The following is a 13757-nucleotide window of genomic DNA, read 5'->3' on the forward strand; positions in this document are numbered from 1 at the left end:
GACTGACCAGGTGGTTCCGGATGGATCTGGACCACCTCCTGAAGCGTCGGGAGGCGCACGCCGACCGACCGCACGCCGACCGGCCGCGCCGGCGACCGACGGCCGAGGGGTCGGGCGGCGGCCGAGGGGTCGGGCGGCGGCCGAGGGGTCGGGCGGCGGCCCGGGCGGCGTTGAACGCATCGAGGCAGCCGTTCCCGGCGGTCCGACGGTGACCGGGGCAGTCGGGGGCGGCCCGGACGGCATTGAACGCATCGAGGCAGCCGATCACGACGATCCGACGGCGGCCGGGGCGGCTGCGGGCGGCCCAGGCAGCGATGAACACATCGAGGCCGCCGATCACCACGACCCGGCAGCGGCCGGGGCGGCCGGACGGCGTACAGGCGGTACGGCCGGTCCAGGTGCAGGGGTCGGCGGGGCGCGCGGGCCCTGGTGCTGAGTCGTTCGCGTCATCAAGTTCGTAGCGACACGAACAGCCACGCGCCAGTGCCCGCGCCAGCACCAGCACCAGCACCGGCCGGTTCGAGTCCTCTCACGCGGGTAGCAGCCCCCATGGCGGCACCGGTGAGGGGAACTCGGGCATGCGGGACCGACCTGGCGCGGCCGGCGTCAAGGTCGCGCGGCGCGCGGCCGGTGGTGTCGCCGGAGCTGTGGTCTTCGACACCATCGCGGCGCCGGCGCCCACGTGCGTCCGGTTCGCCCACGCGCGTGTCGCGCCGGACAACGTCGGACTTTCACCCCTGGTGGGGGCGGGGGTACGGGCGCGGCCAAGCGGCCCGGTACGGCGGGCACCGAGGTGCCGGGCGGAGCTCCCTTCGGTGGGGCGAGGCAGCGGCCGGGTGGATACCGTGTACTGCGGGACACGGCGGAGGGACGGATCATGCGGGCACCGGCGGATCGAGAACTGGACCGGGCACTCGGCAGGCGGATGTGGCGGATGACGGGACTGGCCGCGGTGGCCGGCCTGGCGTGGGCGGCCCGGGACGTGCCCGCCCAGCTCGGCGGCCGGCTCACCGGCGCCCGGGCGGAACGCGCCGCCCGCTCCCCGCAGTACCGCGACGGCACCTTCCACAACGCGGCGAGCACCCGCACCATGGTCGCCGACCCGGGCCGCAACCTGCTCAAGGAGCTGATCTTCGGCAAGCAGAAGCGGCGGCCCACCGCGGCCGTCCCGCTGCTGCGCCCGGCCGACCCGGCCCCGACCGACACCGAGCGGGAGCTGAGCGTGGTCTGGTACGGCCACGCCTCCACGCTGATCGAGATCGAGGGGCACCGGGTGCTGCTCGACCCGGTCTGGAGCGACCGCTGCTCCCCCTCGGTCGTGGTCGGTCCGCGCCGCATCCACCAGCCGCCGGTACGCCTCGACGAGCTGCCCCGCGTCGACGCCGTGCTCATCTCGCACGACCACTACGACCACCTCGACATGGCGACCGTGCGCGGGCTGCTCACCCACCAGTCCGCGCCGTTCCTGGTTCCGCTCGGCGTCGGCGCGCACCTGGAGCGGTGGGGCGTGCCGGAGGAGCGGATCGTCGAGCTGGACTGGTCGGAGCAGCACCGGATCGGCGGGCTGACCATCACCGCCACCGCCGCACAACACTTCTCCGGGCGCGGGCTGCGCCGCGACGGCACGTTGTGGAGCTCCTGGGTGGTCGCCGGGGCGCACCGGAAGGTCTTCTACACCGGCGACTCCGGCTACTTCGACGGCTACGCGGCGATCGGCGCCCAGCACGGTCCGTTCGATGTCACGCTGATGCAGATCGGCGCGTACGACCGGGCCTGGCCGAGCATCCACATGTTCCCCGAGGAGGCCGTCGCCGCCCACCTCGAGCTGCGCGGCGGGCTGTTCATCCCGGTGCACTGGGCCACCTTCAACCTCGCGCTGCACGACTGGTCCGAGCCGGTGGACCGGCTCTGGGCCGAGGCCAAGGCCCGCGACGTCCGGCTGGCGGTGCCCCGGCCCGGCGAGCGGGTGGCGGTGGACGACCCGCCGGCGGTGGACGGCTGGTGGCAGGCGGTCGCCTGACGCCTCGGCGGGACGGGCGGCTCAGAGCACGAAGGCGTCCGTCCAGAGCGCGCCGGAGCGGCCGGAGAGCGCGTCCAGCATCGCGACCGCCTGACCGTCGGTGAGCTGCGCGACGAAGTCGACGATGGCCCGGCCCCGGGCCCGGCCGATCCGGTCCGGCGTACGCGGATGCAGTTCGGCCTCGGCCAGCTCGACCAGGTCGTGCAGCCGGCGGGGCAGCCGGGACTCCTCCTCCGGGTCGAGCAGCCACTCCCAGAGCGCCTCCACCAGGGTGCCCAGCAGCCGGGCCTGCCCGCGCTGGTGCAGGGCCAGGTCGGGCCGGGCCAGCACGAACCGGTGGTGGACGAACTTGAGCACCTGCACCTCGTGCCACTGCGCCTCGGCCAGCAGCACGTACCCGGAGCGCACGCCCGGGTCGGCGGTCACCGTGATGGCGTCGACGAAGCGGGTGGACCAGCGGGCGGAGAACCGGGCCACATACTGCTCCGCCTCGATCGAGCCGTCGAAGGGCAGCGCCAGCAGCCCCTCCACCAGTTCCTCGCGGACGTGCTCCACGGCGGCGGCGAACGCCTCGTCGTCGGCGATCCAGGCGTCCTTGCGGTGCAACTGCCGGCGCAGCCGCTCGATCGCCGCGCCGGGCCGCCGGCCGGCCGCGACCAACGCCGGCTCGGTGATCGAGCGGAAGTGCCCGCACTCCCGCTGCCAGGCCATCAGCTCGGCGGCCACCGCGCCCTGCTGGAGCACCCCGACCCGGTAGAAGTCCTCCACGTCGTGGATGGCGTACGCGATGTCGTCGGCGGTGTCCATGACGGACGCCTCCAGGGTCTGCTGCCAGTCCGGGATCCGCCCGACGACGGGCTCCCGGGCCTGCCGCAGGTCGTCCAGCTCGGTCCGGTACGCGCCGAACTTCACCGATCCGCTCTCCGGGTCGTCCGGCGGGGCGGCGGCGCCGCGCGGCGCCGGGTTTAGGTGCCGCGGATGCGGGTCCGGATGGTCGAGCCGGGTCCACGGGTACTTGAGCATCGCCGCCCGCACCGCCGCCGTCAGGTCGAGGCCGGTGGTGGCCGCGCCGCGGATCTCGGTGCTGGTGACGATCCGGTACGACTGGGCGTTGCCCTCGAAGCCGTCGGGCAGCCCGAGGCGCTGCCGGGCCAGCCGATCGAGGACCCGCTCCCCCAGGTGACCGAAGGGCGGGTGGCCGAGGTCGTGGGCGAGGGCGGCGGCCTCCACCACGTCCGGGTCGCAGCCGCCCAGCTTCTCCAGCAGGTCCCGGTGCGCCGGGTCGGCGGTCAGCCGCTCGGCGATCGCCCGCGCCACCTGGGCGACCTTCAGGCTGTGGGTGAGCCGGTTGTGCACCAGCAGGCCCGACAGGCCCGGGCTGATCACCTGGGTGACCCCGCCCAGCCGGGCGAAGAACGGCGACGCCACGATCCGGTCCCGGTCGGCCCGGAACGGGCTGGCGGCCAGGTCGCCCAGCGCCCGGGCGCTGCCGCCGAAGAGCCGCCGGGCCCGCGGATCCGCAGGTACGTCCATGATCGCCACGCTAGCGCAGCCGACCGGCCGGCAGCGACGGGTCCGCTGCCCGGCGGGTGCGGCGTGCGGCGTCGGGGGCGGGCGGCACAATGCAGGGCGGAACCCACCCGAGAAGGCGGATCAAGATCGTGACCCAGTCTGTTCATCAGCGGATCGCCGGCGAGCTCGGCGTCGCCGAAGGTCAGGTGCGGGCGGCCGTGGAGCTGCTCGACGGCGGCGCCACCGTGCCGTTCATCGCCCGTTACCGCAAGGAGGCCACCGGCCTGCTCGACGACGCGCAACTGCGCACCCTCGAGGAGCGGCTGCGTTACCTGCGCGAGCTGGACGAGCGACGCGCCGCGGTGCTGGAGTCCATCCGCGGCCAGGGCAAGCTCGACGAGGCCCTGGAAGCGCAGATCATGGCCGCCGACTCGAAGTCCCGGCTGGAGGACATCTACCTGCCGTACAAGCCGAAGCGGCGCACCCGGGCGCAGATCGCCCGCGAGGCCGGGCTGGAGCCCCTCGCCGAGACGCTGCTCGCCGACCCCACCCAGGACCCGCGTGGCACTGCCGCCGGCTTCGTGGACGCCGACAAGGGGGTGGCCGACGCCGCCGCCGCCCTGGAGGGCGCCCGGGCCATCCTCATCGAGCGCTTCGCCGAGGACGCGGACCTCATCGGCACCCTGCGCGAGCAGATGTGGTCGCGGGGCCGGCTGGTCTCCCGGGTACGCGAGGGCCAGGAGAGCGCCGGCGCCAAGTTCGCCGACTACTTCGACTTCGCCGAGCCGTACCCGAAGCTGCCCTCGCACCGGATCCTCGCCATGTTCCGGGGCGAGAAGGAGGGCGCGCTGGAGTTGACCATGGACCCGGAGGCCGAAGGCGACTCCGACGCCGTGGTCACCGGCCCGACCCGCTACGAGGCCGCGATCGCCGGCCGGTTCGGTGTCCACGACCAGGGCCGCCCCGCCGACAAGTGGCTGACCGACACGGTGCGCTGGGCCTGGCGTACCCGGATCCTCATCCACCTCGGCGCCGACCTGCGGATGCGGCTGTGGCAGGCGGCCGAGGAGGAGGCCGTGCGGGTCTTCGCCACCAACCTGCGCGACCTGCTGCTCGCCGCGCCCGCCGGCGCGCGGCCCACCATGGGCCTTGACCCGGGCCTGCGCACCGGCGTGAAGGTGGCCGTGGTCGACGCCACCGGCAAGGTGGTTGCCACCGACACCATCTACCCGCACGAGCCGCGCCGGCAGTGGGACGCCTCCGTCGCCACGCTGGCCGGCCTGGCCGCGGCGCACGGCGTCGAGCTGGTCGCCATCGGCAACGGCACCGCCAGCCGGGAGACCGACAAGCTCGCCGGCGACCTGATCAAGCAGCACCCGGAGCTGAAGCTGACCAAGGTGGTGGTCTCCGAGGCCGGCGCGTCGGTCTACTCCGCCTCCGCGTACGCCTCCCAGGAGTTGCCCGGGCTGGACGTGTCGCTGCGCGGCGCGGTCTCCATCGCCCGCCGCCTCCAGGACCCCCTGGCCGAGCTGGTGAAGATCGACCCGCGCTCGATCGGGGTCGGCCAGTACCAGCACGACCTGTCCGAGGTGAAGCTGTCCCGCTCGCTCGACGCGGTCGTCGAGGACTGCGTGAACGCCGTCGGGGTCGACGTCAACACCGCCTCCGCGCCGCTGCTCACCCGGGTCTCCGGCATCGGCGCCGGGCTCGCGGAGAACATCGTGCTGCACCGGGACGCCAACGGGCCGTTCCGCACCCGGGCCGAGCTGAGGAAGGTGCCCCGGCTCGGGCCGAAGGCGTTCGAGCAGTGCGCCGGCTTCCTGCGGATCCCCGGTGGGGACGACCCGCTGGACTCCTCCAGCGTGCACCCCGAGGCGTACCCGGTGGTGCGCCGGATCCTCGCCCACACCGGGCAGGACCTGCGGGCCCTGATCGGGCGCTCGGCGATCCTGCGCGGCCTGCGGGCCACCGACTTCGTCGACGACACGTTCGGCCTGCCCACCGTCACCGACATCCTCGGCGAGCTGGAGAAGCCCGGCCGCGACCCGCGCCCCGAGTTCCGGACGGCCACCTTCGTGGAGGGGGTGGAGAAGATCAGCGACCTGGTTCCGGGGATGGTGCTGGAGGGCGTGGTCACCAACGTGGCGGCGTTCGGTGCGTTCGTCGACGTCGGCGTGCACCAGGACGGCCTGGTGCACGTCTCCGCGATGTCGCACACCTTCGTGAAGGACCCCCGCGACGTGGTGAAGTCCGGCGACGTGGTCCGGGTCCGGGTGCTCGACGTCGACGTGCCGCGCAAGCGGATCTCGCTGACCCTGCGGCTGGACGACGAGGCGCCGGCCGGCGGCGGGCGCCCGCAGGGCGGTGACGGGCGCCGGGAGCGCGGCGGCCCGGGCGGCGGCGGCCAGCGCGGCGACCAGCGCGGCGGCGGTCAGCGCGGCGGCGGTCAGCGCGGTGGCGGCGAGGGTGGCGGCCCGAGGGGCGGCGGTCAGCGCGACGGCCGGGGTGGCGACCGTGGTTCGCGGGGCGGGCCGCAGCAGCGGCAGGGACGCGGGGCACCGGCCCCGGCCAACAGCGCGATGGCGGACGCGCTGCGCCGCGCCGGCCTGGCCTGAGGACGGGCCGGCCCGCTCCGTCCGCCGCGGTCGGGTCGACCCGCCGGTCGAGGTCGAGGCGGGCCGGGACGGCCGGCGCGGCTCCGCGTACCGTGGCGGCGTGACGGACGACGGGGGGGAGTGGCGGGAGCGGCAGCGCCACGCGGTGCGGGCGCACGCCGAGGCCGACGCGCGGCAACGCGCGGCCGAGCAGGCCGAGGCGGCGGAGCTGGTGGCCCGGTTCGCCGCCGAGGCGACCCGGCGCGGGCTGCGCACCGACCGGCTCACCGCGGCGTCCTACGACGGGCGTGGCCGCTACCGCACCCCGCTCACCGGCTGGTACGTCGACCGGGCCCGGAGCCGGGCGGTGGACACCGAGGGCCGCTTCTATCTGTTGACCGTGCCGGCCAGTCTCCGCTCGCGCCTGCTCGGCGCCCGGCCCGAGCCGTCGGCGCCGCCCCTGGTCGTCGGGCGGGGCGGGCGCGACGGCGAGTCGCTGCCCCTGGCGACGCTGCTCAGCCTCCGGCTCGAGGCGGGCGACGACTGGCGTTGACCCGGGCCGGCTCCCGGTCGGCCCGCTGCCGTGGCACGCTGCCGCCGGCGCGCCGTTCGACCCGCCGCCACCAGTACCGCTGCACGATGAGGGTGAGCAGACCGGCCAGCACGATCGCGGTCAGGTTGATCACCAACTGGAGGGCTGAGCCGGCCGCCTCGTGCCAGACGCCGTACGCCGCCCCGACCGCGACGTTCGCCGCCGCCGGCACGGTGGTCACCGAGATCAGCACCCCGACCAGGGAGCCGGACTTCTTCGAGGTCAGCGAGAGCATCCCGGCGATCCCGGCCAGGATGCCCACCACCCAGGAGAGCGCGTCCGGCCGCCAGATGAAGTCGGTCAGCGGCCGGTCGGCCAGCAGCATGTCCCGGCTGACCAGCCCGGCGGCCGTCAACCCCCAGGTGCTCAGCGCGGTCACCGCCATGGCGATCAGAAACCCGACGGCCAGGGCCTTGACCGACCGGCCGATGACGTGCGGCTGCCGGCGCAGCAGGGCGATGCAGAGCGCGGCGAGCGGCCCGAACTCCGGGCCGACCACCATCGCACCGACGATCAGGATCGGCTGGTCCAGCAGCACCCCGACACCGGCGATCATGGTGGCCACCATGATCAGCACCAGGAAGGTGCCGGTGAGCACCGTCTGCTCGCCGGTCTTTGCGGCGATCTCGTCCCAGACCACGGCGTCCTCGCCGTAGCCGGGGGCGTCCTCGGCGGCCCGGTCGGCGGCCTTCGAGAGGGTGAGTTCGACGTCGTCGGCGGAGATGCCGCCGTGCGCCTCGACGCCGAGCTCCTGGAGAGCCTGCAGCACCTGGTCGGCGCTTTCCCGGACCACGTCGCAGGTGATGTAGTCACCGGCCGGCCGGCGGGCGGCACCGGGGATGACGGCGAGGTGGGTCACCCCGGGTGCGTCGGCGAGCAGGTCCGCCACCGCCGCCGAGCGGTCGGTCGGCGCGATGATCCGCAGGTGCAGCACGTGTCTCCCCTTGCCGGGCCGAGTGGCCGCCGGGCAACTCTACTGGCCCGGCTCCCGGCGGGGTCCGACTGCGGGGGACGCCCCGAATAACGCGAAATGCCGACCCTGTCCATTCGGTAGCTGATACACCACCTTGGGGGATTAATACCTGGCCGAACCGTAGGGGGAAGTTTGTGAGTATTGGTCAGTTCCGGCGGTCGGTCCGGCGGCTCGGGCTCAGCGTGTTCGTCCGGGTCAATCCCGGCGACATCACCAACCGACACCGCCACGCGGGCGTACCGGATGTTCACCCCGGCGGGCCGGCCGCTCGACCACCTGCCGGAGGGCACGGCGAACGTCCTCCTCCTGCCGGCCGGCCAGCCGGTCCCCGACGCGTGGTCGGCGTCGTGACCGGTTCGCCGGCCGGGTGGGCCGAGACCCGACGCCGCGCCGCGGGCCGGCCCTGCGCACGGGCGCGCAACAGTCTGGCTCCGCCACGCCAGCCGCGGATCGCCCATGGGCTCATGATGCTGCGCTGGGACGAGGAGGTGTTCGTCGACCATGTTCCACAGTGACCTGCCCACCATGGTGGTCTTCGACGTGGACGACACGCTCTACCTGGAGCGGGACTACGTCGCAAGCGGCTTCGAGCACGCCGGGCAGGTGGCCCGGCAGCGCTGGGGCGTCCGCGGGCTCACGGGGGCGGCGTGGGGGCTGTTCGAGAGCGGCTGCCGCGGGGACGTCTTCGACCGGGCGCTGACCGCGCTCGGCGTCACGCCGACACCCGAGCGGATCGCCGTGCTGGTACGGGCCTACCGGACGCACCGGCCACGGATCACGCTGCTGCCGGACGTCCGGCCCGTACTGGAGGAGCTGTGGGGGCGCGGCGTGGCCATCGGCGTGCTGACCGACGGCCCGCCCGAGAGCCAGGCCGCCAAGGTGCTGGCCCTGCGGCTGCGCCGGTACGCCCGGCACACCGTGCTGACCGACCGCTACGGCCCGGGATACGGCAAGCCGCACCCCCGCGGCTTCCAGGAGCTCGCCGACGGTTGCGGCACCGGCCGGATCGCGTACGTCGCCGACAACCCGCACAAGGACTTCATCGCGCCCCGGCAACTGGGCTGGGTCACGGTACGGGTGCGCCGGCCCGGCGGGCAGCACGTCGCGGTCCCGCACGGCGACGACGTCGACCACGTGCTCACCGACTTCAGCGGGCTCACCGAGGCGCTCGCCGACCGACGCGTGCCGGCCTGACCGCTCAGGAACGAGCCGCTCACGAGTGTGGAGGTGACATCGGTGTCGGCGTCAGCCCTGCTGAACGCGCCCGCGCCCGTCGGGCGGCACAACCGGCCGGACCCGCTCAAACCCAGGACGGGTGAATCCCGCCTTGCTATCACACGGCCAGGTATTCGGGACACACCGAGCCGTCGCCGTCAGGCCCACGACGGCCGTCCGGCCGCGCCTTCGAAAGGAACGCATCGTGGCGACTGCTAGCGCCAGCTTCACCCGTTCCGACGCGCCACCGGCCCCCGCCGTCCGCTTCCGGTCGGCGGAGTTCAACCCGCTGAAGCTGGCGGTCGCGTACCTCGGCGGGACCTACCTCGTGTTCCTGCTCCTCGGGCAGTCGGCCCAGGTGCCCGACCTGACCGTGCTGACCGCGTACGTGTGCGCGGGAGTGGGCGCGCTCGCCCTCGGCTACGGACTCAACGTCCGGTACGGAGCCCGCCTTCGAACGGGCCGCGCCCCGCGCCCACCGACCTACCCGCGGCGGCTGATCGCCGCCTGCGCCACCTACTACCTGGCGTTCGGCCTGTTCCTGCTCAGCGTGCGGGGGTTCTCGGACCTCGACTCGGTGCTGGACGCGATCACCCGGCCCGGTGACTCCTCCTTCGACCGGATCCGCTCCACCACGGACGCGATGCCGCCGGCCGTGCACCTGTTCACGCTCACCTCGCTCCTGTACACGATGCCGGTGCCGCTGGTGGTGCTGTGGTGGCGGAGCATGGGCAACGTCCTGCGCCTGTACGTCATCGTCGGGCTGGCGACGTACGGCGCGTTCCTCCTGTCCGTCGGCACCCTGAAGGGCCTCGGCGACATGCTCGTCTTCTGGGGCGCGAGCTACCTCACCGTGCGCAGCTACCGCCGGTCCGGGCGCCAGGCGTCCCGGCGGCGGCGCTCGGGAATCCTGATCGCCGTGCTGGTGGGCGTGCTGTTCGCCGGCTACATGTCGGTCAACCTCAGCGACCGGCTGCGGCACGCCGGGGCGGCCGACCTGCTTTCGCCGAATCCGGCGGTCGCCCGGGTGGTGGGGGACGACCTCGCCTCCGGCATCTCCGCCACCGTCCTCTACCCGACGCACGGCTACCTCGGACTCGCCTACAACCTGGAGACCCCGTTCGAGTGGACCTACGGCCTGGCCGGCGCCAAAGGCGGTGAGCGACACGTACGAGCGGCTCACCGGGAACGACACGCCTGCCCGCAACCGGTACACCGCCCGCACCGCGGCGCTGACCGGCTGGCCCGACGGCGGCTACTGGTCGACCATCTACCCATGGCTGGCCTCCGACCTGACGTATCCGGGAGCGCTCGTCTTCATGGCGGTGGTCGGCTGGTTCCTGGCCAAGTTCTGGCGCGAGGCACGGCAGGGCCGCACCCTGTCGCTGATGCTGCTGGCGCAACTGGCGCTGCTGCTGGCGTTCGTCCCGGCCAACAACCAGATCGGCCAGCAGAGCTTCTCGCTCGTCGGATTCCTGTCCCTGGCGCTGCTGTCCGTGCTCGACCGGCTGCGGCAGCGGTCCGACGACACCGACCAGGACGAGCGGCTCGGCGGCCCGTCACCCCGCGTGCCCCGGCAACTGGCCTGAGTTCTCCAGCTTTCTTCCGCGGATCGACGCATTGACATGGGTTCCACTCGGCCGGAAGGCTCGCCGTACAGGTCCTTCCACCGAAGGGGGCGCGATGAGACCGACACGGCTGGCGATCGCCGGCGTGTTCACCCTGGTCGGCGCGATGGCGCTGACCGCTCCGGCCAGTGCGCGGCCACCGTCCGATCCGGGCGGCCGGGACGGGCTGGAGGTGTACGTCGGCACGGTCAACGCCGCACAGCTCGACCGGCTGCGGGCGGCCGGGGTCGACCTGGACGAGGACCACCGGTCCGCCGACGCGGCAGGTGGCACCACGATCGAGACCGTCCTCACCCCGCGCGAGGCGGCCCGGCTCACCAGCCAGGGGGTCCCGCTGACCGTCAAGAAGGTACGCGGCCGGCCCGCCTCGCAGTTGCTGCGCGAACAGGCTGCGGCCGGCTGGAAGGCGTTCCGCTCGTACAGCGAGCCGGGCGGCATCCGGGACGAGCTGACCGCCACCGCGGCCCGGTTCCCCACCCTCACCAAGATCGAGACGATCGGCCGCACCGTGCAGGGCCAGCCCATCCTCGCCGTCAAGGTCACGAAGAACGCCCGGTCACTGCCGGACGGGAAGCGCCCGTCGGTGCTCTACGCCAGCGCCCAGCACGCCCGAGAGTGGATCACCCCCGAGATGACCCGCCGGCTGCTGCACCACGTGCTCGACAACTACGGCAGCGACCGGGAGATCACCCGGCTGCTGGACACCACCGAGCTGTGGTTCCTGCCGGTGGCCAACCCGGACGGCTACGACCACACCTTCACCCCCGGCAACCGGCTGTGGCGCAAGAACCTGCGGGACAACGACGGCGACGGGCAGATCACCGGCACGGACGGCGTCGACCTCAACCGCAACTTCGACTTCAAGTGGGGGTACGACGACGAGGGCTCCTCACCGGAGCCCGCCAGCGAGACCTACCGGGGCACCGGGCCGAGCTCGGAGCCGGAGACGAGGGCGCTGGACGCGCTGTTCAAGCGGGTCGGCTTCGAGTTCTTCGTCAACTACCACTCCGCCGCGCAACTCCTGCTCTACGGCGTGGGCTGGCAGGTCAGCACCCCCACCCCGGACGACGTGATCTACCAGGCGATGGCCGGCGACGACGCCCACCCGGCGGTGCCCGGCTACGACCCGGACATCTCCGCCGAGCTGTACACCACCAACGGCGACACCGACGCGCACGCCCACGTCCGGTACGGCACGCTCGGCTTCACCCCGGAGATGTCCACCTGCCAGACGGCCGCCGCCGCCGACCCGGACGACCAGTGGGACCCGGCGGACTGCGTCAGCGGCTTCGTCTTCCCCGACGACGAGAAGCTGATCTCGGCGGAGGTGACGAAGAACCTGCCGTTCGCCCTGACGGTGGCGAAGTCGGCCGGCGACCCGGACGACCCGGTGTCGGTGGTCGGCCGGAGCACCCCCGACTTTGTGGTCGACTCGTTCGACACCTCGTACGGCCGCACCCAGCAGGTCGCCTCGGTCACCCGGCGGGCCCTGAAGGACGTGCGGATGCACTACGTCGTCAACGGCGGCCGGCCGCGGACCGCCCCGGTCCGCGAGTGGCGCGGCGGCGAGCGGTACGGCGACACCAACGACGACTACTACGCCGAACTGCGGGGCACCGTCACCGGCACGAAGCCGGGGGACCGGGTCGAGGTCTGGTTCACCGGGGTGAAGCCACGACGGGGTCCGGTGGCCAGCGAGCACTTCACCTACCGGGTGCACGACGACATCGGCGGGGACGTACTGGTCCTCGCGGTGGAGGACGTGACGGGGCTGAGCCCGGCGCAGAACGCCACCACGGCGAAGTACGCCGCCGGCATCGCCGCCGCCGTCGAACAGGCCGGCCACCACGCCGACGTGTACGACTTCGACGCGATGGGGCGCACCGCACCCCACCCGCTGGGCGTGCTGTCCCACTACCGGGCGGTGATCTGGGAGACCGGGGACGACGTGATCCTCCGCTCCCCCGGCCAGGTCCCCGGCACCACCGCCGAGGCGGCGCTCAGCACCGAACTGGCGGTCCGGGACTACCTGAACGAGGGCGGCAAGGTCCTGGTCAGCGGCAAGTACGCGCTGTTCGCCCAGGGCGTCAACGGCGGGTACGTCTACCGGCCCGGCGCGCCGCCGGAGTGCACCGACCCGGACGACGTCGCCTGCCTGCCGTTGCTCAACGACTTCCAGCAGTACTGGCTGGGCGCGTACACGTACGTCGGTGGTGGCGGCGACGACCCGGACGGGGCGCCGTACCCGGTGCGCGGGTCGGCCGGGGCGTTCACCGGCTTCGCCGGCCAGCTCAACGCTGCCGGGTCGGCGGGGAACCAGGACCACACGGCGGCGTTCCTCAGCACGTCGAGCTTCCTGCCACCGGAGCGGTTCCCCCAGTTCGCCAGCTCGGCGGCGGTGGACTGGGCGCGACCGGGCGCGGCGCCGTTCGACCCGCGAACCGGCGACTGGTACCTGTACAGCGGCCGGGCCGACGAGTCGTACAAGCGGCTGACCAGGACCGTCGACCTGACCGCGGCGAGCAGCGGCGAGCTGCGCTTCTTCACCTCGTACGACATCGAGCAGGATTGGGACTACCTGATCGTCGAGGCGCACGAGGTGGGCAGCGACCAGTGGACCACCCTGCCCGACCGGAACGGGCACACCGGGACCGGCACCGGTGACAGCTGCGCCTCCGGCTGGGTCGACGAGCTGCACCCCTTCCTCGCCCACTACCAGGGCGCCGACTGCTCCCCGGCGGGCAGCACCGGCACCTGGAACGCGGCGACCGGCCCCTCCGGCGGGTGGCAGGAATTCGCCGTCGACCTGTCCGGGTACGCCGGGAAGAAGGTGGAGGTCGCCATCTCGTACGTCTCCGACTGGGGCACTCAGGGACTCGGCGTGTTCCTCGACGACGCGCGGGTGATCGCCGACGGCGCGGTCGTCTCGGAGACCTCGTTCGAGACGCCCGACCTGGGCGGCTGGACGGTGGCCGGTCCGCCGGCCGGGTCCGGCGTCGGGGCGAACGACTGGGCGCGCAGCCAGCAGGCGTTCGAGGAGGGCGCGGCGGTGGTCACCGCCGACAGCGTCTACCTCGGCTTCGGTCTGGAAGGGCTGGCCCCGGCGGCCCGCGACGACCTGGTCGCCCGGTCGCTGACCCACCTGTTGCAGCGGCGGTGAGCGGCGCGGCGGCGGGAGGTCCGCCTCCCGCCGCCGCACCTTCCGGTACGCCCGCCAGGGTCC

Annotated in this window: 9 protein-coding genes; 6 read left to right on the forward strand and 3 right to left on the reverse strand. The window is 73.6% G+C overall.

Features of this window, described 5'->3' with window-relative positions; all coding sequences use genetic code 11:
- The first annotated feature begins 877 nt into the window (after positions 1-877).
- Entirely contained in the window at positions 878-2020 is a 1143-nt protein-coding gene (locus ACL02O_RS10190; protein ID WP_412817751.1) for an MBL fold metallo-hydrolase, read from the forward strand.
- 21 nt (positions 2021-2041) lie between these two features.
- On the opposite strand, the gene ACL02O_RS10195 is transcribed toward ACL02O_RS10190, so the two are convergent.
- Positions 2042-3553 carry a deoxyguanosinetriphosphate triphosphohydrolase family protein gene (locus ACL02O_RS10195; protein ID WP_412817752.1) on the reverse strand — a complete coding sequence of 504 codons (1512 nt, stop codon included), beginning with the start codon at positions 3551-3553 and terminating at the stop codon, positions 2042-2044.
- Between the two features lie 89 nt (positions 3554-3642).
- On the opposite strand from ACL02O_RS10195, the gene ACL02O_RS10200 reads away from it, so the two are divergent.
- Positions 3643-6147, forward strand: coding sequence for a Tex family protein (locus tag ACL02O_RS10200; RefSeq protein ID WP_412817753.1), 2505 nt, complete (start codon positions 3643-3645; stop codon positions 6145-6147).
- Between the two features lie 100 nt (positions 6148-6247).
- Positions 6248-6679 (forward strand): hypothetical protein, encoded by a 432-nt coding sequence (locus ACL02O_RS10205; RefSeq protein WP_412817754.1) that lies wholly within the window; start codon positions 6248-6250, stop codon positions 6677-6679.
- Here the strand turns inward: ACL02O_RS10205 and ACL02O_RS10210 are convergent.
- Entirely contained in the window at positions 6642-7652 is a 1011-nt protein-coding gene (locus ACL02O_RS10210) for a DUF389 domain-containing protein (RefSeq protein ID WP_412817755.1), read from the reverse strand. The two genes, ACL02O_RS10205 and ACL02O_RS10210, sit on opposite strands and share 38 nt — an antisense overlap.
- Before the next feature lie 540 nt (positions 7653-8192).
- Here ACL02O_RS10210 and ACL02O_RS10215 point away from each other — a divergent pair.
- Positions 8193-8885, forward strand: coding sequence for an HAD family hydrolase (locus tag ACL02O_RS10215; protein ID WP_412817756.1), 693 nt, complete (start codon positions 8193-8195; stop codon positions 8883-8885).
- Between the two features lie 540 nt (positions 8886-9425).
- Here the strand turns inward: ACL02O_RS10215 and ACL02O_RS10220 are convergent.
- On the reverse strand, positions 9426-9728 hold the full coding sequence (locus tag ACL02O_RS10220; RefSeq protein WP_412817757.1) for a hypothetical protein: 303 nt from the start codon (positions 9726-9728) through the stop codon (positions 9426-9428).
- A 335-nt stretch (positions 9729-10063) separates the two neighbouring features.
- On the opposite strand from ACL02O_RS10220, the gene ACL02O_RS10225 reads away from it, so the two are divergent.
- Positions 10064-10495, forward strand: coding sequence for a hypothetical protein (locus ACL02O_RS10225; RefSeq protein ID WP_412817758.1), 432 nt, complete (start codon positions 10064-10066; stop codon positions 10493-10495).
- Between the two features lie 94 nt (positions 10496-10589).
- Positions 10590-13694, forward strand: a complete 3105-nt coding sequence (locus tag ACL02O_RS10230) for a M14 family metallopeptidase (protein ID WP_412817759.1) — start codon at positions 10590-10592, stop codon at positions 13692-13694.
- Positions 13695-13757 lie beyond the last annotated feature (63 nt).

The sequence above is a fragment of the Micromonospora mangrovicola genome, assembly GCF_047200535.1.
Taxonomy (GTDB): domain Bacteria; phylum Actinomycetota; class Actinomycetes; order Mycobacteriales; family Micromonosporaceae; genus Micromonospora.